Origin of the sequence: Kutzneria buriramensis (assembly GCF_003387475.1) — a bacterium.
Taxonomy (GTDB): domain Bacteria; phylum Actinomycetota; class Actinomycetes; order Mycobacteriales; family Pseudonocardiaceae; genus Kutzneria; species Kutzneria buriramensis.
In genome coordinates, this window is record NZ_QUNO01000005.1 from 1 (window position 1) to 20670 (window position 20670).

Here is a 20670-nt window from a genome sequence, read left to right on the forward strand (position 1 = left end):
ACAGACTGTGTGGGCAACGGAGTTCCTGCTGTTCATCGATCTTGGTCGACGCTGTTCTAGCAGGAGCTCCGTTGTCCGTCTCGGCCGGCTTGACAGCCGCTGCCCGCGCCTTAACTGAACGGCATTGGGTCTAGATGTCGAGGATCCGCAGGCACAGGTCGCGCAGCAGCGTCCGCAGCTCGTCGTCGCCCAGGTGCTTCATCCGCGGCACCACCGGGCCGACGTCGGTGGCCATCAGGAAGGCGGCGCGCTGCTCGTCGGTGGGCTCGTCGCCGTAGAGCAGCGCCAGGCCGCGCGCCGCCTGCGCCTCCAGGGCCTCGGTGAGCCGGCCGTCGCGGCGCAGGCCGGGGTCGGTGCGGCTGAGCGGCGAGAGCGACCGGCTGGCCACCACCTGGTCCACGAACACCGTGACCAACAGGTCCCGCCGGGCCGGGCCGGAGAGCCGGGCGGCCTCGTCCAGCATGACGTCGAAGGCCGCGATGTTGGCGGCCAGCAGCGCCTCCAGGATCGCCATCTTGGTGCGGAAGTAGTAGTAGACGTTGGCCTTCTGCACGCCCATGGTGTCGGCGATCAGCTGCAGCGAGGTCGCGTCGAAGCCCCGCTCGGCGAACAGCCGGCGGGCGGTGTCCAGCACCGCCGCCCTCGTGCGCTCGGCCTGCTCGGCCCTGCTCGACGCCATGCCCCGATGCTAGGCCACGGTCACGTTTGCATGATCATGCATAGCCATGTATATTTTCTCCCGTGTCCAAGGTGCTCACTTCCCTCCCTGTCGGCGAACGTGTCGGGATCGCCTTCTCCGGCGGCCTCGACACCTCGGTAGCGGTCGCGTGGATGCGCGAGAAGGGTGCCGTGCCGTGCACCTACACCGCTGACATCGGCCAGTACGACGAGCCCGACATCTCGTCGGTGCCCAGCCGCGCCCACCAGTACGGCGCCGAGATCGCCCGCCTGGTCGACTGCAAGGCCGCCCTGGTCGAGGAGGGGCTGGCCGCGCTGGCCTGCGGCGCGTTCCACATCCGCACCGGCGGCCGCACGTACTTCAACACCACGCCGCTGGGCCGGGCCGTCACCGGCACCCTGCTGGTGCGCGCGATGCTCGAGGACGACGTGCAGATCTGGGGCGACGGCTCCACCTTCAAGGGCAACGACATCGAGCGGTTCTACCGCTACGGCCTGCTGGCCAACCCGTCGCTGCGGATCTACAAGCCGTGGCTGGACGCCGACTTCGTCACGGAGCTGGGCGGCCGCAAGGAGATGTCCGAGTGGCTGGTCGCGCACGACCTGCCCTACCGGGACAGCACCGAGAAGGCCTACTCCACCGACGCCAACATCTGGGGCGCCACCCACGAGGCCAAGTCGCTGGAGCACCTGGACACCGGCATCGAGATCGTCGACCCGATCATGGGCGTGCGGTTCTGGGACGCCGACGTGGCCATCGCGGCCGAGGACGTCACCGTCGGCTTCGAGCGGGGCCGGCCGGTGACGATCAACGGCAAGGAGTTCGGCAGCGCGGTCGACCTGGTGCTGGAGGCCAACGCCATCGGCGGCCGGCACGGCATGGGCATGTCCGACCAGATCGAGAACCGGATCATCGAGGCCAAGAGCCGCGGCATCTACGAGGCCCCGGGCATGGCGCTGCTGCACGCCGCGTACGAGCGGCTGGTCAACGCCATCCACAACGAGGACACGCTGGCCAGCTACCACAACGAGGGCCGCAAGCTGGGCCGGCTGATGTACGAGGGCCGCTGGCTGGACCCGCAGGCGCTGATGCTGCGCGAGTCGCTCCAGCGCTGGGTCGGCATGGCCGTCACCGGCGAGGTCACGCTGCGGCTGCGGCGGGGCGAGGACTACTCGATCCTGGACACCACCGGGCCGGCGTTCAGCTACCACCCGGACAAGCTGTCCATGGAGCGCACCGAGGACGCCGCGTTCGGGCCGGTGGACCGGATCGGCCAGCTCACCATGCGCAACCTGGACATCGCCGACTCCCGCGCCAAGCTGGAGCAGTACGCGGGCCTGGGCATGGTCGGCAACGCCCAGCCGGTGCTGGTCGGCGCGGCCCAGGCGGCGGCGACCGGCCTGATCGGGGCCATGCCCGAGGGCGGCGCGCAGGCCATCGCGGCGCGCGGCGACGAGGCGCCGATCTCCGTGCCGGAGGAGGCCGAGCTGCTCGACCTGGCGGCCATGGAGTCCGGCACCGACTGACCACGTGCACCACCGGGAAGGCCATGCCGCTGCGACGGCGTGGCCTTTCCGAGGTTCGCGGTCAGTCCTCCCAGACCGGGACGCTCGGCAGCCCGCGGGCGGCCCGCGCCGCGTCCACGATCTCCTGCACGAAGGGCGTTTTCGCCCGGGTGTAGGCCGCGCTGTCGTGCTGGGCCGCGAATTCCCTCTTGATCGCGGCGTACCGGTCGCGGTCGGCAGGGTGGGTCAGCAGCCAGTCGCGCAGCAGGCGCTCGTTGAGCAGTTCCCAGCGCTCGATCGGCAGGATGTGCAGGTGCTGGGCGCGGACGCCGTTCTCGTCGCGGGCGCACATCGACCGTCCAGACATGCCGGTGTCGATCTCCTGGTACCCCAGCGACCGCACGACGTCGACGAGCGCCTTGCCCTCGTCCTCGACCGAGCGGACCGCGGTCAGCATGTCGATCACCGGCTTCGCCGCCAGTCCGGGCACGGCGGTGCTGCCGCCGTGCTCGAAGGCGAGGATCAGGTCGCCGGCCAGCTCGAGGATCGCGTCCCGCTGCGCCGCAAACACATCCGGCCACCGCGGGTCGTAGTCCACAATCGTGACGGTCACCGGTCCACGCTAGCGTCGCTGTCATTTCGGTTTCACCAGCGCGCACAGGGCGTCGACACCGGAGCCGCGGAGCTCGCGGAGCTGGAGGCGGGTGTTGGTCTCCACCACCCCGTAGCTGCGCGGCAGCGCCATCACCAGCTCGTCCAGCTCGGCGACGTCCCGGCAGGCGACCGTGAGCGTGTAGTCCCAGCGGCCGGTGACGTGTGCGCCGGCGAGCACCGCCGGCAGTTCGAGCAGGTCCCGCTCCAACTCGGCGTGATCCTGGCCGGGCCGCAGCCGGACGTCGATGTAGGCGCGCAGCGGGCGGCCCAGCGCGGCCAGGTTGATCTCGGCGTGGAAGCCGCTGATCACCCCCGCCTCGGTCAGCCGCCGGACGCGCTCCGCGGTGGCCGTGGGGCTCAGCCGGACCCGCTCGGCCAGGTCGCGGAAGCTCAGCCGGCCGTCCCTGACCAGCTCGCCGAGGATAATCCGGTCGATCGCGTCCATGACCGGATTATCCACGGCCTTGTCGGTTCCATGGTCCTGAAGACGCCACCAATCCCGCCTTTGTGGCACGTAATGTCAAGCACATGAGCTCCCGGCCCGCCAAGTCCGCCGCCTACGTCGCCCGCACCCGCCCCGTCGTGCCGCCGATCTACCAGTCGGCCACGTTCTACCTGGACGACCTGGCGTACAAGGACATTCAGGAGGGTGGGCTGCGCGAGCACTGGTACAGCCGGTTCGCCAACCCGACCGTGGACGCCGCGGCCGCCGAGATCGCCGCGCTGGAGGGCGCCGAGGCCGCGTTCATGACGTCGTCGGGCATGGCCGCCATCGCCACCACCCTGCTCACCCTCCTGCCGGGCCGGATCGTCGCCGCCCGGCAGGTGTACGGCGACACGCGGGACCTGCTCGTCCGGGACCTGCCCGCGCTCGGGTTCGACGTCGCCATGGTCGATGCCACCGACCTCGACGAGTGGGCCGCCGCCATCGCCGCCGCGCCGACCGCCGTCGTCTACGCCGAGACGCTGTCCAACCCCCAGCTCGACCTCACCGATCTCGCGGCACTGGCAGACCTCGCCCACGCAGCCGGCGCGAAGCTGGTGGTGGACAACACCTTCGCCACCCCGTACACCGTGAACCCGTTGCGCCACGGGGCCGATGTCGTCGTGCATTCCGCGACCAAGTTCCTCAGCGGCCACTCCGACGTCATCGCCGGCGTCGTGCTCGCCGACGCCGCGACCGTCACCGAGATCCAGAAACGCGTGATCACCTTCGGCGGCTGCCTCGACCCGCACGCCGCTTTCCTGGTGTGGCGCGGGATCCAGACGTTCTCCCTGCGACTCGACCGCTCCTGCGCCACCGCCGCCGCGCTCGCCGACCGCCTCGCCGCCAACCCCGAGGTCGTGTCGGTGCGCTACCCCGGCCGTGCCGACTACTCCCGCGCCGAGATCGCCGGCCGGCTGATGCGTACCGGCGGCGCCATGGTCGCATTCACCGTGCGTGGCGGCGACGCCCGTGCGTTGGCTGTCATGCGGCGGCTGACCGTGGCGTCCGAGGCCACCAGCCTCGGCGGCGTCGAGACCCTCGTCAGCACCCCGTTCAACTCCTCCCACTTCTCGCTGACCCCCGAGGAGCGAGCTGCCGCCCGTATCGACGACGGCATGATCCGGCTCTCCTGCGGCATCGAGGAGGCGGAGGTCCTGATCGCCGACATCGAGGATGCTCTGGCCACTACGGTCTGAGCCCATGTGCGTCTCCTCCGCCCTGGCCGAATTCACCGGCACGACGCTCTACCTGGGCCGCCAGACCCACGCCGAGCATGGGCTGATCCATGTGCTCGGCTACCAGAACACCGCCGTCAACCTGGCTGACGGGCCCAATTCCATGCTGCTGCACCTGCCGGCGGCCGGAATGACGCCCGGCAACCTGGTCGATGTCGGGCGTGACGACGACTTCCTGGACCGCATCGCCGTCGGCGCCATCCCGATCGGCCGTAGCCTGTCGGCGGCCTTGATGTCCGCCGACAGCGCCGTGCAGGTCTTCGAACACGACATCTACACCATGGTGCTCGCCCCCGACGCCACCATGCTGCCGGCCGCGCTGCATCGTGTGGACCCGCGCAAGCGGCCGACCCTCGACCGGGAGCTGCTGGCGTTCTACGCCGACCACTACCCGCATCACGCGATGTTGTTGTGCTGCTTCGACAACGCCGACGCGCAGCGGGCCAAGCCGTTGCTGCTGTGGTACGAACCGCACGAGCCGGACCTCCTGGTCGCCCCAGCCCTCGACTGCCACACCGGCGCCCCGCCCGTCCTCTCCGCCGATGTCCTCGTAGACCACCGGGTCGTCTTCGGCACCGACGCCGCGCCGCCCGGCTGGGGTCGCCCGATCAGCTACTCCCCCGGCATGCGTCACAAGCTCCGGGCGTTGCTCCCCTCCTTCGCCCTCGGTGCCCGACAGCGGGGCCGGCTGCCGAACGGCGACTTCGCCATCACCCACGACGACCTGCTCGCCGCGAATATCAATGCCGTTCATCGGCTCACCCCTGGCTGAACAGCATCCCGATCAGGGACTCCGGGGAGACGGCGGCGGGCCGGTCGCTGACCTGACCGTCGCCGAGCTCGACGACCCGCCACACGCCATCCGCGCGTTGCACGACGTCGACCGTCACGAACGGCAGGCCCAGCGCCGCGACCAGGGGCTCGATCGCTGTCAGATCCGGTTGCGGCACGACGGTGTCCGCGGGCAGGTCCGGGTGCGGGCCGACAATGCGGCACTCACCGTCCACCCACCACGTACGCAGCTCGGGCGCGACGAAATCCTCGAACCGGCGCAGCACGAAGCCGCCGGTCAGGGACTCGTCGCGGAGCTCGACGAAACGCGAGGCGACGGCCCATGCGGCGTCGGCGTCGGCCAGGTCGGGAATGAACGCCGCCTCGGACCAGTAGTGCTTCATCGACTTGGTGTAGTCGCGGAGAACGGCCGGACCGGAACCCGACTCCGAGCGGGCGCGGCCGAAGGCGGCACGGGAGAAATCGCTCGTCCACACGGAATGAGGCGTCACCGCGGCCAAAGCCGAGTACCAGCCGGGGAATTCGTGTGCCTGACGGTACAGCGACGCGCTGGCACGCATGCCGCTCAGCAACGCGTAGTCCGAGCTGCGCAGCATCCAGCCGCGATACACCGCGTCGGAGAGCGGCGGCAGCGGCACGGCCTCGCCGCGGGCCAGGCGATCATGATCGACCAACACGACCTCGACGCCGGCCGCGCGGGCTGCGGCGGCCTCGGCGGCGAAGTGCTCGTCGGCACGGCGCGGGCGCAGCGGGTCGGCGGGCACTATCAGCGTCATGGGGGCGATGGTCGGCGACAATCCGGTCGTGCTCCACCGAATATCGCCGTTAGATTCGGGCTCGTGCCGTCACTTGCCGCACCGGCGTTGCCGCCGGGCACCATCGCGTCCCAGCCGCAGCCGGAGATCCACTCGAACGACCTGGTGCTCCGGCCGTGGCGGTCGACGGACCAGGCCACCGTCGTCGCGGCGTACGGGGATCCGGCGATCCAGCGCTGGCATGCCCGGACGATGACCGAGGACGAGGCCCGGGAGTACATCGAGCGCTGGGAGCGGCGCTGGCTCGAGGAGCACGGCGCAGGCTGGGCGGTCACGGACGGCGGCAAGGTCGCGGGCCAGATCAGCCTCCGCACGATCGACCTCCAGGAGGGCCTGGCGGAGGTGTCGCACTGGGTGCTGCCCGAGGCTCGGGGCCGACGGACGGCGAGTCGGGCGCTCGCGGCGCTGACGGACTGGTCGTTCGGGCAGCTCGGCCTGCACCGGATCGAGGTGTTGCACTCCACACGGAACGAGGCCTCCTGCCGGGTGGCGACCGCCGCCGGCTACGAACTCGAAGGCACGAAGCGCAGCGAGGCCAAGCACGCGGACGGGTGGCACGACATGCACCTGCATGCCCGCATCGTGGGAGATGGCTGAACGGTCAACTATCAGGGGCACAATGGGTGGGGAACGGACTACCCCGGGAGGACCACCGTGCCGCTGCGCAAGCTCGGATTCCTGACGATTGGACTGTTCGACGAGGCCGACCCGCGGCGGGGCCACGAGTCCACGCTGGAGATCATCCAGCTGGGCGAGCAGCTCGGCTTCGACAGCGCCTGGGTCCGCCACCGCCACCTCCAGTTCGGCATCTCCTCCCCCGTCGCGGTGCTCGCGGCGGCCACCCAGCGCACCAGCCGGATCCAGCTCGGCACGGCGGTCATCCCGCTGGGCTGGGAGAACCCGCTGCGGCTGGCCGAGGATCTGGCCACGGTGGACGTGCTGTCCGGCGGCCGCCTCAACCCGGGCGTCAGCGTCGGCCCGCCGATGCACTACGACGACGTCAAGGACGCGCTCTACCCGGACACCCAGGACGTGGAGGACTTCAGCTACCAGCGGGTGCGCCGCCTGCTGGACGCGGTGCGCGGCGAGCCGGTGTCGACGTTCGGCGGCACGGAGGGAATCGAGGAGTTCTCGCCCCGGGTGCAGCCGCACTCGCCGGGTCTGACTGGCCGCATGTGGTACGGCGGCGGCAGCGCCCGTTCCGCGCAGTGGGCCGGCGAGAACGGCATGAACTTCCTCACCAGCAACGTGGTGGCGGCCACCGACGCGAGCACCGACTTCGACGAGATCCAGCTCGACCTGATCCGGACGTACCGCAAGCACAACGCGGAAGGCCGCGTCTCGCACGGTTTCGTGGTGATCCCGACCGACGGCGCCACCGCCGACCAGCGCGCCCGCTACGAGGAGTACGCGGCGAAGCGGGCGACCAGGTTCGGCACGCCGTTCGGCCCGCGCCGGTTGCTGTTCGCGCGGGACATCGTCGGCACGTCGGCGCAGATCGCCGAGCAGCTGCACGACAACCCCGCGTTCCGCGAGGTCGAGGAGGTGGCGTTCGCGCTGCCGTTCACCTTCCGGCACGAGGACTACGTGCAGATCCTCACCGACATGGCGACGAAACTCGGTCCGGCCCTCGGGTGGACGGCTGCTACGCTGCGATGAGCAGCACACCGCGACACAGGGAGTAACCGGCGCATGCTGGTCGAGGACGACATCGAGGGCTGATACCGGCCCCACGACGACGGCGTCGCTCTGACGTCGTGCTCGGTCGTGCCCTTGCACCTGTTCGTTCTCCCGGGCGGCTGACGCGCGCCCGGTTCGCGGTGGAGCAATCATGCCGAAGATCATTTGTACGAGTCTGTCGTTCTCGTGGCCGAGCGGCGTGCCGGTGTTCGACGACCTGTCGTTCGCGGTCGGCGCCGGCCGCACCGGCCTGGTCGCCCCCAACGGCGCCGGCAAGAGCACGCTGCTCCGCCTCGTCGCCGGCGACCTTACGCCGACCGCCGGCTCCGTCACGGTCGACGGCGTGCTCGGCTACCTGCCGCAGACGCTGCCGCTGGCCGCCGACGCGACCGTCGCCGACGTGCTGGAGATCGCGCCAATCGTCCAGGCGCTGCAAGCGATCGAGGCCGGCGACGCCAGCGAGGAGAACTTCGCCGCGGTCGGATCCGACTGGGACGTCGAGGAACGCGCCCGCGCCGAGCTGGACCGGCTCGGCCTCGGCGACGTCGCGCTGGACCGCCGGACCGGCACGCTCAGCGGCGGCCAGATCGTCTCGCTGGGCCTGGCGGCGCAGCTGCTCAAGCGGCCGGACGTGCTGCTGCTGGACGAGCCGACCAACAACCTCGACCGCGAGGCCCGGGAACGGCTGTACGGCGTGCTCGGCGACTGGAAGGGCTGCCTGCTGCTGGTCAGCCACGACCGGGAGCTGCTGGACCTCGTCGACCGCGTCGCCGAGCTGGACCGCGGCGAGATCACCCTGCACGGCGGCAACTTCACCGAGTACGAGGCCGCCGTGCGGGCGGCGCGCGAGGTGGCGGAGAAGAACATCCGCAATGCCGAGCAGGAGCTCAAGCGGGAGAAGCGGGAGCTCCAGCAGGCGCGGGAGAAGGCGGCTCGGCGGGCCAGTTCCGGGGCCCGCAACGGCAGCGACATCCCCCGGATCGCGCTTGGCCTGATCAAGCAGAAGGCGCAGTCGGCCGCCGGCAAGGCGAATGACATGCATTCCCAACGGGTCGAGGGCGCGCGGGCCCGGCTCGACGAGGCGGAGCGGGCGCTGCGGGACGACAAGACGATCTCACTGTCCCTTCCGGACACCACGGTTCCCGCCGGCCGCACGGTGTTCCACGGCGCGGGCATCAAGGTGCGTGACCTGTTCGCCGGCGACGGCGTCACTCTGGACATCCGCGGTCCCGAGCGCATCGCGCTGCTCGGCGCGAACGGCGTCGGCAAGTCGACCCTGCTCCGCATCCTGGCCGGGCTGCTGGAGCCGCGTGAAGGCGGACTCAGTGGCGCCGAGGGCCGCGTGGCCTACCTTTCGCAGCGCCTGGACCTGCTCGACCTCGACCGCTCCACCGCCGACAACCTCCGGGCCTTCGCGCCCAGTCTGCCCACGTCCGACTCGATGAACCTGTTGGCCCGCTTCCTGTTCCGTGGCGAACGGTCCCAGCTGCCGGTGCGGGTGCTGTCCGGCGGCGAGCGCCTGCGGGCCACCCTGCTGTGCGTGCTGTGCGCCGAACCCGCCCCGCACCTGCTGCTGCTCGACGAGCCCACCAACAACCTCGACCTCGCCAGCGTCGAGCAGCTGACCAGCGCGTTGAACGCGTACCAGGGGGCGTTCGTCGTAGTGAGCCACGACAACCGGTTCCTGGCGGAGATCGGCGTGACCCGCTGGCTCCGGCTCGCCGACGGCGTCCTTACGGAGACGGGGGCTCCTCAGGACTGACCTCGGCGAGGCAGACCCGGAGCACATGGTCCACGTCGCCCTGGCCGAGCTCGTCCCCGTGCTCGCCGTGGATCTTGTACCGGCCGTCGCCGACCGAAGTCACGATCGGGCCCTTCCGAACGACATGCCAGTCCGCCCAGAACCGGAGGGCATTGATCCCGACCACGGGATACCACCGACGCAACCGGGGCTCACGCATCGCCGCCTCGACCAGCTCCCGAACGCCGTAGCGTGCGTGGGCCCTGGCCTGCAACCACTCGTACTCGAGCAGGTCGCCCCGCTCGAACGCCTCGCCGGCCGCCACGAAGTCGGCGAACGGCCAGGTCCGCGCCAACTCGCGTGGTGACACGCCGCCGACCCAGTCCTCGGCGGCACCGGTTGCCCCGGCCGGATCCGGAGCCCAACCATAGGCGATTCTCTCGTCGCGCCAACGGAATTCCACCGCATAGCCGAGTGCACGGCGGTCGGGGTAACAGGTGGCAGACCGGTCGCCACCATCCAGTTTTCGGCGCTGCTCCGTCGCCCGGTACGCCGGCGCCACGTGGTAGGAGTCGATCTCGTCGGGACCGGGCACTCCGATGCGGTCCATCTCCGCAAGAACCAGGCGAACGGCCGTCTCGGCGTCGTGGTCGATGGTCGGTTCCTCCCGCCGATTCACGACAACCGTGTACCGCCCGTTGTGCGCCGACCGCACCCACGGCCCGGGCACCAGGTACTCGTCGGCCGTGGGCCGGAACGACATCCACCACATCGACGTGAACGGGCACATCCGGCGCAGCCGGGGTTCCCGCATCGCGGCCTCGACGAACGCGCCGAGCTCGAACGGGCCGCTCAGACGAAAGTGCTGCCACGCAAGCTCGATCCGGTCACCACTCTCGAACGCCGCGGCGACGTCGACGAAACCGGCGAACGGCCAAGCCTGTGCGAACTCCTCCGGCGTCGCGCCGCCGAGCCAGGTGGCGGCCGAGTCGATGATCTCCGCGAACACGGTCCGGTACACGTGATGCATCGAGTGGCCGCGCAACGAGTAGCTGATCGAGCAGCGATCCTCGCCGCGGAGCGGCTGGATGCGCACACCGCGGTCGCCCTGACGCACCTTCGCGCCGAATCCGTCGAACAGGCCGGCGCCCGGGTACATCTCGATCTCGGCGTCGGGACAACGTGCCTCGAGCGCGGCCCCAAGGCCGCCGGCGTCGAGCAGGTCCTGGTGCAGCGATTCCCCCACGCCGCTCCAAGGTACCCGTGACACGGCTCACGACAAGTAGATTGCTGACGCCATTAGAAGGCGTCTGCAACTATTGTGTACGCTGGCTTCCGTACCGAGCAAGCGTAAGGAGAGTCATGGCCCACCACCCCGCCGACCTCAGCAATGACGAGCTGCGAGACCTGCTGGCAACCGCCCGGAAGGAGGCGGCCGCCACGGGCATCAAGGTCAGCGTCACGGTGCTCGATCGCGGCGGCCACCTGCTGGGTTTCGTACGGGACCAGGACGCGCTGCTGATCTCCGGCGAGACCAGCACCCGCAAGGCCTACACGTCCGTCCAACTGGACGCGGCGACCGCCGACGTGGTGGACGCGGTCAAGCCGGACGGTCCCTTCCACAGCCTGCCGACGGCCCTGGACCGGCCGCTGCTGTTCATCGCCGGCGGCGTGCCGCTGCGCCGCGACGGCGTGCTGGTCGGCGCGATCGGTGTCGGCGGCGGCGCCCCGGCCCAGGACCACGCGGTGGCCACGGCGGCGGCCGCTGCGCTCGCGCTGGCTGGCTGACCGGGCCAGGCTGGCAGTACCCCGAGAACAGGAGATCCCCTCAGATGCGACTCGACCTCACCGGCAAGGTCGCCCTGGTCACCGGCTCCACCCAGGGCATCGGCCGGGCCATCGCGGCCGGACTGGCCCGGGCCGGCGCCACCGTCGCCGTCAACGGGCGCAAGCCCGACGGCGTCGCCGCCGCCATCGACACCCTGCGCGAGCACGGCGAGTTCATCGCCGCCCCCGGCGATGTGTCAACGGACGACGGCACCGCCGAGGTGCTGGCGGCCGTGCCGCGCGTTGACGTGCTGGTGAACAACCTCGGCATCTTCGGCGCGCAGGAGCCGCTGGAGATCACCGACGACGAGTGGCGCCGCTACTTCGAGGTCAACGTGCTGTCGGCGGTCCGGCTGACCCGCGCGTACCTGCCAGCCATGACCGACCGCGGCTGGGGCCGGATCCAGTACATCGCCAGCGACTCGGCGATCGTCACGCCGACGGAGATGATCCACTACGGCATGTCCAAGACCTCGCTGCTGGCCGTCGCCCGCGGCTTCGCCAAGGCGGCCGCCGGCACCGGCGTGACGGTGAACTCGGTGATCGCCGGCCCCACGCACACCGGCGGCGTCGAGGAATTCGTGTACCAGCTCGTGGACAGGAACCTGCCGTGGGAGCAGGCCCAGCACGAGTTCATGCTCAAGCACCGACCGCAATCGCTGCTACAGCGTCTGATCGAGCCGGAGGAGATCGCCAACATGGTGGTGTACCTGGCTTCCCCGTTGGCATCGGCCACCACCGGCGGCGCGCTGCGCGTGGACGGAGGCTACGTGGACGCCATCGTGCCCTGACGTCCCCGCACGGCGTCCTCGGGCAGATTCTTCGTCAGGTAAGGAACTGCGGCGGCGGCCACCGTGGCTGCCACGGCGCTCACCAGCCAGGGCAGCCACGGTCCCACCGCGAACAACGCCACCACGCCGGGCGCGGCGATGCCGGCGGCGGTGAAGGCGTACTGGAACGCCGCCATATACCGGCCGCGTGTGGCCCGAGGCGCGGCAGCCTCCGCCAGGGCGTTGACCCGGTTGCCGATGATCAGGGCCGCCGCCAGCAACACCGAGGTGCCCAGCAGATACGGCGGCAACACCGGCGGCGGCACCAGCACGGCCCCCAGGCTGACCACCGCCCAGACAGCGGTGATGACGTACCCGATCCGGATGCCGGTGGTGCGCCACCAGCTCCGCGTCCACCGCACCACGATCGCCCCGAAGGCGATGCCGCTGATCGTCAGCACCGTGACCATGGTGCCGGCCACCCACGACGGGCCGCGCAGCACCTCGATCACGTACACGGAGATGCCTTCGAGGAACACGTCGGACGCCAGGCTGCCGAGGGCCGTCACGATGATCAGCACCAGGTACGGCCGGTTGCGCAGCACGCTCACCGCCTGCTCCCGGTCGTGGCGGACGTGCGACACGTGCAGGAACAGCAGCAGCACCGCCGCGGCAGCCAGGAAGGTGACCCCGTCGACGGCGACCGCGACTCGCAGCGCCGCCGGTCCCGCGGCGGTCAGGGCACCCCCGACCAGGCCGCCGAGGCCGAAGCAGGACCCGCGCACCGCACCCACCACGGCGAACGCCGAGTCCGTCGAGTCGCCGGGTTGAACCGTGTCGGCGATCATCGCGAACACCGAGCTGTAGAAGGCCTGCTGCCCCGCCGCCAGCAGCGCCGACGCGACGAGCACTGTCACGGCGTCGCCCGCGACCAGATAGACGAAGGTGCCGACGGCCTGGAGGACCTGCGAGGCGATCACCACCTGCCGTGGGCCGAACCGGTCCACGAACCGTCCCGCCAGGGCCGGTGCGGCGAGGCCGAGCAGCTTGCCGACGGTGACCACCGAGCCGGCGACGGCGACCGGCAGGCCGACGACCTGCATTCCGTACAACAGCGACAGCGGCAGGAACAGGCCGGAACCGAAGTTGTCGACGCCGAGTGCGATGAGCAGTGCTAGTCGTCCCCCATGGGCCCCAAGCTACCGAGCCAGCTCCACCGCTGGGAAAGTCACCAGCTCAGGCGCCTGACCGCCCTGCACCGCCCACACCCCACCGGTCTCCCCGCCGCGCACGATCGCCTCGACCGCGGCCGCCACCTCGTCCGGCGCGGCCACCGCCAACCCGTGCTCCACCAGCCGCTCCCGGAACGCCGCGACCATCGGCGTGTCCACGAATCCCGGGCACACCGCATTCACCGTCACGTCCGGCAGCGCGGCGGCGAAGGACCGCACCAACCCGATCACCGCGTGCTTGCTCGCCGAATACGCCGGGTCGAAACTCGCCGGCGCGATCCCGGCCAGACTGGACGTCACCACGATCGCCCGAGCGCCGCCCCTGACCGCGGCGCGCATGCCGTACATCGTGCCGTCGGCGTTGACGGCCATGATCCGCCGGTAGGACTCCAGGTCGAACTCGACGCCACCGTTGCCCGTACCGGCATTCAGATGGACGACGTCCAGTCGCCCGAAAGCGTCCACAGCGGCCGCGACCATCGCCTCGTTGTCCTGCGCGGACGCCACATCGGTCGGGACGAACAGGCCGCCGATCTCCCCCGCCACGTCCGCCCCCGCCGGATTCACGTCCGCGATCACCACCTTCGCACCGGCCTGGGCGAATCGTCGCGCCACCGCGGCGCCGATACCGCTCGCGCCACCCGTCACCAGAACGACTTCGCTCACTTCTGCTTCCTCCTCGTCAGCGGCAGACCCCCTTCTGCGAGCACCCGGTCGCCGATCTTCCTACGCAGCATGTACACCCGCGTACCGATTTCCAGCGCCAGGTACACGACGATGTACTGCAAGGTGCTGATCAGCGGCACCTGGTCGACGGGCAGCGTGTACGCGAGCACCACCCGGACCAGCGCGTCGCCCACGAGCACCGCGCCCCACCACACCGTCGCCACCCGCATCACGCGCCGGAACGTCGGCGACGCCGTCCAGTTGGCCTGGGCCCGCTCGTGCACCTCGCCCTTCGTCAGCGACAGCACGGCCTGCAGCAGGAACGGCGTCCTGCGCAGGGTGGCCAGGATCCACAGGCCGGCGACGGCGGTCATCCAGCCGTCCTTGGCCAGCAGGAACCGCGGGCTGCCCACGATGAACGACGTGGCCACGCTCAGGCAGAGGATCGTCAGCGTGAACAGCGCCAGCGCGTCGATCTTGCGACGGACGACCACCGTGTAGATGGCGTGGGCGGTCGGCGGTATCGCGCCGAGCACCAGGGCCAGCCACTGGTCGACGCCGGCCGCGCGCAGGCCGTAGAAGAGGCCGAGCGGCGCGGCCACGTTGACCAGGAGGTTGACGATGATCGCCAGCCGGGGGTCGGCCCCGGTCCTGGTCTGCGTCGTTGTTGTCATGGCGACAACGCTATTTCGCCGAGGCGGCCGCCGGTATGCACTTGGCTGCCCGGTCCCGGTGGAGGTAGCTACACCCCTCTGTACAGTGTCCCTTTGACGTGGTTTGCGCACTCAGGGGGGAGACCTGATGCGGTTGACGCTGCTTGCTGTCGTGCTCGGCGCCGCCGTGACGGCATCGGCATGCACGGCCCTTCCGTTCATGAAGTCCTGTGACCGGGAACTGAGCTCGCTCAGCGGCGCGCGGGCGGCCAAGGCTCTGGCCGATTCCAACTCGCTGGACGCGACCGCCAAGGTGTTGTCCGCGCAGGGCGACGACCTGCCGCTGCACCTCGCCGTGACCAGGGCGACCAGCGAGATCGCCGACGCCAAGATGGCCCAGTTGAACGGCGCCTCGGAGGCCGACACCGACGCCCGGATCGCCAAGGCCGACGCCGACGTGGCCGCCGCCACCGCGAAGGCCGCCGCCGCGGACGCCGCCCTCACGGCCGTGCAGGCCGACGAGACCAAGGCGAAGGCCGAGGCCGAGCAGGCGGCCAAGGACCTGACCGCCGCTCAGCAGAAGCTCGACGCCTGCCGGCGCTAGGTCACCACGCCACGACGACCTTGCCGAGGTGGCCGCCGCGTTCAAGGTGCTCGACGGCGTCCGCGAGGTCGTCGAGCGGGAACACCCGATCGACGACCGGGCGGATGCCCTGCCGCTCGATCGTCGTCGCCAGCGCCTCGAAATCGGCGCGGCTGCCGCCGGTGGCCACGCGGATCGTCACGGCGTGCTGAATGGCGGTGAAGATGTCCAGTTCGGCGATCCGGTCGGCGGCGTACCCGACCACGTGGACGCGGCCGCCCAGCCGGGTCGCGGCGATCATCGGCGTGAGCGTTTCGCCGCCGGCGACGTTGAGCGCCACGTCGGCTTGGACGTCGTCGAAGCGGGAAAGGACTTCTCCTGCACCGAGTTCGCGCAGCCGATCGGCGTGTCGGCCCCTGGTCACCGCGATCACCCGGGCGCCGGCCGCCGCGGCCAGCTGGATCGCGATCGTCGACACGCCACCGCTGCCCTGCACGAGAACCGCGTCGTCCGGACGCAAACGGTCCAGTTCGAACAGTGAATGCCAGGCCGTGACGCCCGCGACGGGCAGCGTCGCCGCCTCGACCGGGTCCAGAAAGCCGGGCATCGGTACGACTTCGTCCTCGGGCAGGCACATCAGCTCGGAGAGCACCCCGTCGTTGGGACCGCCGAGCCGCCGCGCGCCGTGCTGCGGGCGGAGTGGGCCGTCGATCCAGTTCGGCAGGTAGACCGGGCAGGCGAGGTCTCCGATCCGCAGCCGAGTCACCTTGCTGCCGACCTGGAGCACCTCGCCGGCGCCGTCGGACAGCGGCACCAGCGGCAGCCCGACCTTGACGTGGTACTCGCCGCGCATGATCGCGAGGTCGCGGAAGTTCAGCGCCGCCGCCCGCATCCGCAGCACCACGTCGTGCGGGCCGGGCTCCGGATCCGGTCGCCGCACACGGCGCAGCGACGCCATCGAGAAGTCGTCCTCGAACCGGTAGATCCACATGCTTTCCACCCTCCCCAGTGGAGCAATTACTTACGAGGTAAGGCGATCCCGGATGAAGCGGCCGGCCCGGTCCAGGGCGGCGTCGGCCTCGTCGAGCACGCCTTCGTACGCCTGGAACACGTGCGGCACATCGCCGGTGACGTCGAGGATGACGTCCACGCCCGCGGTGGCCGCACGGGTCGCCAGCCGGGTCGAGTCGTCCAGCAACACCTCGTTCGTGCCGACCTGGAGCAGCAGCGGCGGCAGGCCGGCGAGGTCCGCGTAGACGGCCGGACTCGCCAGCGGCTGGTACGGATCCTGGCCCGCCATGTGGAATTCGCTCAGACGCTGCAGCGATTCCTTGGTGAACAACGGGTCCACGCCCGCCTTGGTGGTCATGCTCTCGCCGCTTCGGGTCACGTCCAGGCCCGGCGAGAACGCCACCGCCCCGGCCGGCAGCGGGAGCCCCGCGTCACGGGCGGCGAGCAGCGTCGTGATGGTGAGGCCGCCGCCGGCCGAATCGCCGGCCACGATGATCCGCTCGGCCGGGATGCCCTGGTCCAGCAGCTCGCGGTAGGCGGCGACGCCGTCCTCGATCGCCGCCGGGAACGGGTGTTCGGGGGCGAGGCGGTAGTCCAGCGAGACGGCGCGAGCGCCGGTGCGACGAACCAGCGCCGCGGTGAGTTTCTGGGCCGTGGCCGGCGATCCCATGATCCAGGCGCCGCCGTGGAAGTACAGGATGACGCCGTCACCCGCGCCCTCGTCGGGCACGAACTCCAGCGCCGGCCGGCCGCCGAGCTTGGTCGGGGCGAGGGTCACGCCGGCCGGCGGCGGGCCCGCCATCAGCTCGGCGAAGGCGGCTCGCATCTCCTCCGGACTGCGGCCGCCGTCGAAGTCTGCCTGCCGGAACTGGGCGTCGACGGCCGCTCGTTGCTCCTTGGTCATACCGTCGACTATATTCCACGGAAGATACTTCAAGGGAAGATGGATGGGTGTGACCGATCTCGCGCAGGCGTTCTCCGATCTCGTGCGCTACGAGACGAGGCTCTACAACGCGCTCGGCGCGCGGCTCAAGGCCGAGCACGGGCTGAGCACCGGACAGTACGAGTTCCTCCGGTTCATCGGCGGCCGCGACGACTGCCGGGTCAACGACCTCGCCCGGGAGTTCGCCATCGCCGTCGGCGCGACCAGCAAGGGCGTCGACCGCCTGGAGGCCGCCGGCTGGGTCGCCCGCCGCCCCAACCCCGAGAACCGCCGCTCCTGCCTGCTCGGCCTGACCGACGCCGGGCGGCAACTGCTGGATGCCGCTACTCCCACGTTCGAGGACGAACTCCGGATCCGCCTCGCCGGCCCGTTGACCGCCGCGGCGCTCGACCGATTGGCCTCCACGGTCGCGCGGCTCCGCTCGACCGTGGAGGACGCCGGCATCGGCCAGCCGACGGGCTAGCGGTTGGCGTTGAGGAAGCCGATGACGATCGCACCCCACCAGCAGGCCTGCAACACCACAGTCGCGAGGCCTCCCCGGATGAGCAGGCGCATCGGCGGCGCGCCGTCGACGGCGGCCATCCGCCGGCCGAGGACGGCGATGTGCACGCCGTTGAGGGTGAGGCCGAGCACGAGGCCGAGCTTCACCAACGTCACCGCCGACTGAAGGTTGGGCTGAAGCAGGGTGCCGCTCGCGACGAGCACGCTCAGCCCGGCCCAGACGAGCAGGTGCAGCTTGGACGTGCCGCGCACCGCCTCGGCGAAGGTGACGCAGCCGAACCGCCAGAGGACGAAGAAGTAGTCCGCGACCAGGACCACGCCGAAGCCGAGGACGAGCGAGGCCAGGTGGGCGAACAGGGCGATGTCGTGCCACAGCGGAGTGGGTCGCAGGCGTGTCGACAGCGCGTCTCTTTTGTCCGCCTCAACGGCCGAGAAGCCGGTGGTCCGAACCGCCGCGAAACCTGCCGCGCCGGCAGGAACCCGCCGGCCCGTACCTATGTACCGACGGACGCACGGGCGCTCCAGCCGCCACAGGCCGACACTCCGACAAGATCTGGCGAAAACTTTCTGCGTCGGTCGGGAAGCAAAACCTTGAGTCCGTCGTTGTCAAGGATGTCGGCGGCGACGGGCCGCCGGGAGACCCGAGAGAGGGGCGGTGCGCCATGTTGGTGCGCACGGATCCGTTCCGCGACCTGGAGCGGCTGATGTTCGGTACGGGCGCCACCCGCGTGCGCCGTTTCGACAGCGGCTCGGCGGCCATTCCGATGGACGCCTTCCGCAAGGGCGACGAGTTCGTCGTCACCTTCGACCTGCCGGGCGTGACCCCGGAGTCGATCGACGTCAACGTCGAGCGCAACGTGCTGACCGTGACGGCGCAGCGGCCGGCGGTCAAGGACGACGAGGCCCGGTGGCAGATCGCGGAGCGGCCGACCGGCACGTTCACGCGGCGCGTGCGCCTCGGCGAGGCGCTGGACCGCGACGGCATCCAGGCCAACTACGACGCGGGTGTGCTCACCCTGCGCGTGCCGGTGGTGGAGCAGGCCCAGTCCCGCAAGATCGCGGTGACCGCGGGCGCCCCGGCCATCGAGGCCTGATCCCGCAACACCCATCCGCCGTGGACAAATTGTCCACGGCGGATGTACTGTCCACAGCGTGTCCCCGATGGCCGACCGGCTGGCCCCGGTGTGCGAGGCGATCGCCCGCCTGCTCTCACCGCACGCCGAGGTGGTGCTGCACGACCCGGCCACGGACTCGGTCCTGGCCATCTGGAACCCGCTGTCGAAACGGACCGTGGGCGACCCGTCCCTGCTCGGCGAGCTCGACGAGCTCACGCCGGTCGGCACGGACGTCTACGGTCCGTACCCCAAGTCGCTGCCCGACGGGCGGCGGCTTTCCAGTGTCAGCGCGGTGATCCGCGACGGGGAAGGCCGCCCGGAGGCGGTGCTGTGCGTGAACGTGGACCGCTCCGCGTTCGACGCCGCGGCCCGCATCCTGGCGGCCTTCGCCGCACCGGCGACCGCCCAGCCGGCGGCGCTGTTCGCCGGCGACTGGACCGAACGCCTCAACGAGACCGTCGCCGATTTCGTCCGGGACAAGGGCGCCACCCTCGACGGACTGTCCAAATCGGACCGGGTGGAGCTGGTGGCGGAGCTGGACGCCGCCGGCGTGTTCGACCAGCGGCGGTCCGTGCCGACGGTGGCCCGCGCGATGGGCCTGTCCCGCTCGGCGGTCTACCAACTGCTCGCGCTGAGCCGCAAGGAGCCCGCCGATGCCGACCCTGCCTGACTTCCGACTGGAAACCTACTTCTCCACCTGGGAGTTCACCGCCCGCTACCACCTCACGGCGTCGGACGCGCAGACGGTGTCGCTGGCGGACCTGCTGGCGATGGCCGACGACGACGGCCGGCGGCGCTGGGAGTCGCTTTCCCTGGGCTACACCGAAACCCGCGGCCTGCCGGCGCTGCGCGAGGAGATCGCCGCGACGTACGAGCAGGTCGCGCCGGAGGACGTGCTCTGCTTCGCCGGCGCGGAAGAGGCCATCTACCTGGCGATGCAGGTGCTGCTGACGCCGTCCGACCACGCCGTCGTGCTGACGCCGAACTACCAGGCGGCGGAGACGATCCCGTTGGCACTGTGCGAGGTCACGGGCGTTCCGCTGCGTGAGGACGACGGCTGGGCGCTGGACGTGGACGCCGTCGAGGCGGCGCTGCGGCCGAACACCCGGCTGGTGTCGGTGAACTTCCCGAACAACCCGACGGGCGCGGTGCCGGACGTCGAATCGTGGGCGCGGCTGATCGCACTGTGCGACGAGCGGGGCATCACGCTGTTCAGCGACGAGGTGTACCGCGGCCTCGAACTCGACCGGCCGTCGCTGCCACAGGCGGCGGACCTCTCCGCCACCGCGTTGTCGCTGAACGTCATGTCGAAGGCGTACGGGCTGCCGGGGCTGCGGATCGGCTGGATCGCCTGCCGCGACCGGAGCCTGCTGGACCGGCTGGAGCGGGCCAAGCACTACACGTCGATCTGCAACTCCGCGCCGAGCGAGGTCCTCGCGCTGATCGGGCTGCGCGCCCGGGATCGTCTGCTGGCCAGGAACCGGGACATCGCGGCGGCCAATCTGCCGTTGTTCGAGGCGTTCTTCGGCCGGCGGCCGGACCTGTTCGACTGGGAGCGGCCGCAGGGCGGCTGCGTGTGCTTCCCCCGCTACCTCGGTGCCGACGGGGTCGAGGCGATGTGCGCCGATCTCGTCAAGGAAGTCGGCGTTCTCCTGCTGCCGTCGAGCATCTACCGCTCCGAGCTGACCGCGACGCCGACGGACCGGTTCCGGGTCGGAGTCGGCCGCACCGGGCCGGAGGAGGCGCTCGACCGCTGGGCCGGCTGGCTGGCCCGGCGATGA

Annotated in this window: 24 protein-coding genes; 13 read left to right on the top strand and 11 right to left on the bottom strand. The window is 70.8% G+C overall.

Annotation, left to right across the window (positions count from 1 at the left end; translation table 11 throughout):
- Positions 1-130: 130 nt before the first annotated feature.
- Positions 131-679, bottom strand: coding sequence for a TetR/AcrR family transcriptional regulator (locus tag BCF44_RS15250; protein ID WP_116174961.1), 549 nt, complete (start codon positions 677-679; stop codon positions 131-133).
- A 62-nt stretch (positions 680-741) separates the two neighbouring features.
- Here BCF44_RS15250 and argG point away from each other — a divergent pair, with 62 nt between their 5' ends.
- Entirely contained in the window at positions 742-2205 is a 1464-nt protein-coding gene (gene argG, locus BCF44_RS15255) for an argininosuccinate synthase (RefSeq protein ID WP_116174962.1), read from the top strand.
- A gap of 61 nt (positions 2206-2266) precedes the next feature.
- On the opposite strand, the gene BCF44_RS15260 is transcribed toward argG, so the two are convergent.
- Together BCF44_RS15260 and BCF44_RS15265 are read right to left on the bottom strand one after the other, a co-directional pair.
- On the bottom strand, positions 2267-2797 hold the full coding sequence (locus BCF44_RS15260; RefSeq protein WP_116174963.1) for a GrpB family protein: 531 nt from the start codon (positions 2795-2797) through the stop codon (positions 2267-2269).
- A gap of 21 nt (positions 2798-2818) precedes the next feature.
- Entirely contained in the window at positions 2819-3283 is a 465-nt protein-coding gene (locus BCF44_RS15265) for an Lrp/AsnC family transcriptional regulator (RefSeq protein ID WP_116174964.1), read from the bottom strand.
- Between the two features lie 83 nt (positions 3284-3366).
- On the opposite strand from BCF44_RS15265, the gene BCF44_RS15270 reads away from it, so the two are divergent.
- Both BCF44_RS15270 and BCF44_RS15275 read left to right on the top strand, forming a co-directional pair.
- Positions 3367-4521 (top strand): trans-sulfuration enzyme family protein, encoded by a 1155-nt coding sequence (locus BCF44_RS15270; protein WP_116174965.1) that lies wholly within the window; start codon positions 3367-3369, stop codon positions 4519-4521.
- A 4-nt stretch (positions 4522-4525) separates the two neighbouring features.
- Positions 4526-5332, top strand: coding sequence for a hypothetical protein (locus tag BCF44_RS15275; protein WP_116174966.1), 807 nt, complete (start codon positions 4526-4528; stop codon positions 5330-5332).
- On the opposite strand, the gene BCF44_RS15280 is transcribed toward BCF44_RS15275, so the two are convergent.
- Positions 5319-6128, bottom strand: coding sequence for an ATP-grasp domain-containing protein (locus tag BCF44_RS15280; protein WP_116174967.1), 810 nt, complete (start codon positions 6126-6128; stop codon positions 5319-5321). The genes BCF44_RS15275 and BCF44_RS15280 overlap by 14 nt on opposite strands.
- A gap of 63 nt (positions 6129-6191) precedes the next feature.
- Here BCF44_RS15280 and BCF44_RS15285 point away from each other — a divergent pair, with 63 nt between their 5' ends.
- The 3 genes from BCF44_RS15285 (at position 6192) to BCF44_RS15295 (ending at position 9609) form a co-directional block, all read left to right on the top strand.
- On the top strand, positions 6192-6764 hold the full coding sequence (locus BCF44_RS15285) for a GNAT family N-acetyltransferase (RefSeq protein ID WP_116174968.1): 573 nt from the start codon (positions 6192-6194) through the stop codon (positions 6762-6764).
- A 57-nt stretch (positions 6765-6821) separates the two neighbouring features.
- Entirely contained in the window at positions 6822-7826 is a 1005-nt protein-coding gene (locus BCF44_RS15290) for an LLM class flavin-dependent oxidoreductase (RefSeq protein ID WP_211353035.1), read from the top strand.
- Between the two features lie 172 nt (positions 7827-7998).
- Positions 7999-9609: an ABC-F family ATP-binding cassette domain-containing protein gene (locus tag BCF44_RS15295; RefSeq protein ID WP_116174969.1), complete on the top strand. Its 1611-nt coding sequence runs from the start codon at positions 7999-8001 to the stop codon at positions 9607-9609.
- Here BCF44_RS15295 and BCF44_RS15300 read toward each other — a convergent pair.
- Positions 9581-10834, bottom strand: coding sequence for a DUF6193 family natural product biosynthesis protein (locus tag BCF44_RS15300; RefSeq protein WP_116174970.1), 1254 nt, complete (start codon positions 10832-10834; stop codon positions 9581-9583). The genes BCF44_RS15295 and BCF44_RS15300 overlap by 29 nt on opposite strands.
- A gap of 116 nt (positions 10835-10950) precedes the next feature.
- On the opposite strand from BCF44_RS15300, the gene BCF44_RS15305 reads away from it, so the two are divergent.
- Together BCF44_RS15305 and BCF44_RS15310 are read left to right on the top strand one after the other, a co-directional pair.
- Positions 10951-11376 (top strand): GlcG/HbpS family heme-binding protein, encoded by a 426-nt coding sequence (locus BCF44_RS15305; protein WP_116174971.1) that lies wholly within the window; start codon positions 10951-10953, stop codon positions 11374-11376.
- 44 nt (positions 11377-11420) lie between these two features.
- Positions 11421-12206 carry an SDR family NAD(P)-dependent oxidoreductase gene (locus BCF44_RS15310; RefSeq protein WP_116174972.1) on the top strand — a complete coding sequence of 262 codons (786 nt, stop codon included), beginning with the start codon at positions 11421-11423 and terminating at the stop codon, positions 12204-12206.
- On the opposite strand, the gene BCF44_RS15315 is transcribed toward BCF44_RS15310, so the two are convergent.
- From BCF44_RS15315 to BCF44_RS15325, 3 genes are read right to left on the bottom strand one after another with little or no spacing between them, the layout of a single operon-like run.
- The gene (locus BCF44_RS15315; RefSeq protein WP_116174973.1) at positions 12182-13357 is read right to left on the bottom strand and encodes an MFS transporter; all 1176 of its coding nucleotides are present in this window, start codon (positions 13355-13357) and stop codon (positions 12182-12184) included. The genes BCF44_RS15310 and BCF44_RS15315 overlap by 25 nt on opposite strands.
- Positions 13358-13384: 27 nt before the next feature.
- Positions 13385-14083 (bottom strand): SDR family NAD(P)-dependent oxidoreductase, encoded by a 699-nt coding sequence (locus BCF44_RS15320; protein ID WP_116174974.1) that lies wholly within the window; start codon positions 14081-14083, stop codon positions 13385-13387.
- Positions 14080-14757: a VC0807 family protein gene (locus BCF44_RS15325; RefSeq protein ID WP_116174975.1), complete on the bottom strand. Its 678-nt coding sequence runs from the start codon at positions 14755-14757 to the stop codon at positions 14080-14082. Before BCF44_RS15325 ends, BCF44_RS15320 begins: the two co-directional genes overlap by 4 nt.
- A gap of 127 nt (positions 14758-14884) precedes the next feature.
- Here BCF44_RS15325 and BCF44_RS55465 point away from each other — a divergent pair, with 127 nt between their 5' ends.
- Positions 14885-15340, top strand: coding sequence for a hypothetical protein (locus BCF44_RS55465; protein WP_170217544.1), 456 nt, complete (start codon positions 14885-14887; stop codon positions 15338-15340).
- A 1-nt stretch (position 15341) separates the two neighbouring features.
- Here the strand turns inward: BCF44_RS55465 and BCF44_RS15335 are convergent, their stop codons facing one another.
- Positions 15342-16310 (bottom strand): zinc-dependent alcohol dehydrogenase family protein, encoded by a 969-nt coding sequence (locus tag BCF44_RS15335; protein ID WP_116174976.1) that lies wholly within the window; start codon positions 16308-16310, stop codon positions 15342-15344.
- Positions 16311-16340: 30 nt separating this feature from the next.
- Positions 16341-17234 carry an alpha/beta hydrolase gene (locus BCF44_RS15340; RefSeq protein WP_116174977.1) on the bottom strand — a complete coding sequence of 298 codons (894 nt, stop codon included), beginning with the start codon at positions 17232-17234 and terminating at the stop codon, positions 16341-16343.
- A gap of 43 nt (positions 17235-17277) precedes the next feature.
- Between BCF44_RS15340 and BCF44_RS15345 the strand changes: the two genes are divergently transcribed.
- Positions 17278-17736: a MarR family winged helix-turn-helix transcriptional regulator gene (locus tag BCF44_RS15345; RefSeq protein WP_116174978.1), complete on the top strand. Its 459-nt coding sequence runs from the start codon at positions 17278-17280 to the stop codon at positions 17734-17736.
- Here the strand turns inward: BCF44_RS15345 and BCF44_RS15350 are convergent.
- A complete protein-coding gene (locus BCF44_RS15350) occupies positions 17733-18092 on the bottom strand; it encodes a hypothetical protein (protein ID WP_211353036.1) in 360 nt (119 codons plus the stop codon). The two genes, BCF44_RS15345 and BCF44_RS15350, sit on opposite strands and share 4 nt — an antisense overlap.
- 344 nt (positions 18093-18436) lie before the next feature.
- Here BCF44_RS15350 and BCF44_RS15355 point away from each other — a divergent pair, with 344 nt between their 5' ends.
- From BCF44_RS15355 to BCF44_RS15365, 3 genes are all read left to right on the top strand, one after another.
- Positions 18437-18868, top strand: a complete 432-nt coding sequence (locus BCF44_RS15355; RefSeq protein WP_116174980.1) for an Hsp20/alpha crystallin family protein — start codon at positions 18437-18439, stop codon at positions 18866-18868.
- Positions 18869-18935: 67 nt separating this feature from the next.
- Positions 18936-19559 carry a helix-turn-helix transcriptional regulator gene (locus BCF44_RS15360; protein WP_116174981.1) on the top strand — a complete coding sequence of 208 codons (624 nt, stop codon included), beginning with the start codon at positions 18936-18938 and terminating at the stop codon, positions 19557-19559.
- Positions 19543-20670, top strand: coding sequence for an aminotransferase class I/II-fold pyridoxal phosphate-dependent enzyme (locus BCF44_RS15365; protein ID WP_116174982.1), 1128 nt, complete (start codon positions 19543-19545; stop codon positions 20668-20670). The genes BCF44_RS15360 and BCF44_RS15365 overlap by 17 nt, the downstream gene beginning before the upstream one ends.

What these genes read in the sequence shown, in the direction of transcription:
- BCF44_RS15360 (WP_116174981.1), top strand. Translation starts at nt 18,936, where the DNA reads ATGGCCGACCGGCTGGCCCCGGTGTGCGAGGCGATCGCCCGCCTGCTC.
- BCF44_RS15310 (WP_116174972.1), top strand. Translation starts at nt 11,421, where the DNA reads ATGCGACTCGACCTCACCGGCAAGGTCGCCCTGGTCACCGGCTCCACC.
- BCF44_RS15280 (WP_116174967.1), bottom strand. Translation starts at nt 6,128, where the DNA reads ATGACGCTGATAGTGCCCGCCGACCCGCTGCGCCCGCGCCGTGCCGAC.
- BCF44_RS55465 (WP_170217544.1), top strand. Translation starts at nt 14,885, where the DNA reads ATGCGGTTGACGCTGCTTGCTGTCGTGCTCGGCGCCGCCGTGACGGCA.
- BCF44_RS15305 (WP_116174971.1), top strand. Translation starts at nt 10,951, where the DNA reads ATGGCCCACCACCCCGCCGACCTCAGCAATGACGAGCTGCGAGACCTG.
- BCF44_RS15365 (WP_116174982.1), top strand. Translation starts at nt 19,543, where the DNA reads ATGCCGACCCTGCCTGACTTCCGACTGGAAACCTACTTCTCCACCTGG.
- BCF44_RS15335 (WP_116174976.1), bottom strand. Translation starts at nt 16,310, where the DNA reads ATGTGGATCTACCGGTTCGAGGACGACTTCTCGATGGCGTCGCTGCGC.
- BCF44_RS15325 (WP_116174975.1), bottom strand. Translation starts at nt 14,757, where the DNA reads ATGACAACAACGACGCAGACCAGGACCGGGGCCGACCCCCGGCTGGCG.
- BCF44_RS15275 (WP_116174966.1), top strand. Translation starts at nt 4,526, where the DNA reads ATGTGCGTCTCCTCCGCCCTGGCCGAATTCACCGGCACGACGCTCTAC.
- BCF44_RS15355 (WP_116174980.1), top strand. Translation starts at nt 18,437, where the DNA reads ATGTTGGTGCGCACGGATCCGTTCCGCGACCTGGAGCGGCTGATGTTC.
- BCF44_RS15345 (WP_116174978.1), top strand. Translation starts at nt 17,278, where the DNA reads ATGGGTGTGACCGATCTCGCGCAGGCGTTCTCCGATCTCGTGCGCTAC.
- BCF44_RS15250 (WP_116174961.1), bottom strand. Translation starts at nt 679, where the DNA reads ATGGCGTCGAGCAGGGCCGAGCAGGCCGAGCGCACGAGGGCGGCGGTG.
- BCF44_RS15340 (WP_116174977.1), bottom strand. Translation starts at nt 17,234, where the DNA reads ATGACCAAGGAGCAACGAGCGGCCGTCGACGCCCAGTTCCGGCAGGCA.
- BCF44_RS15265 (WP_116174964.1), bottom strand. Translation starts at nt 3,283, where the DNA reads ATGGACGCGATCGACCGGATTATCCTCGGCGAGCTGGTCAGGGACGGC.
- BCF44_RS15270 (WP_116174965.1), top strand. Translation starts at nt 3,367, where the DNA reads ATGAGCTCCCGGCCCGCCAAGTCCGCCGCCTACGTCGCCCGCACCCGC.
- BCF44_RS15295 (WP_116174969.1), top strand. Translation starts at nt 7,999, where the DNA reads ATGCCGAAGATCATTTGTACGAGTCTGTCGTTCTCGTGGCCGAGCGGC.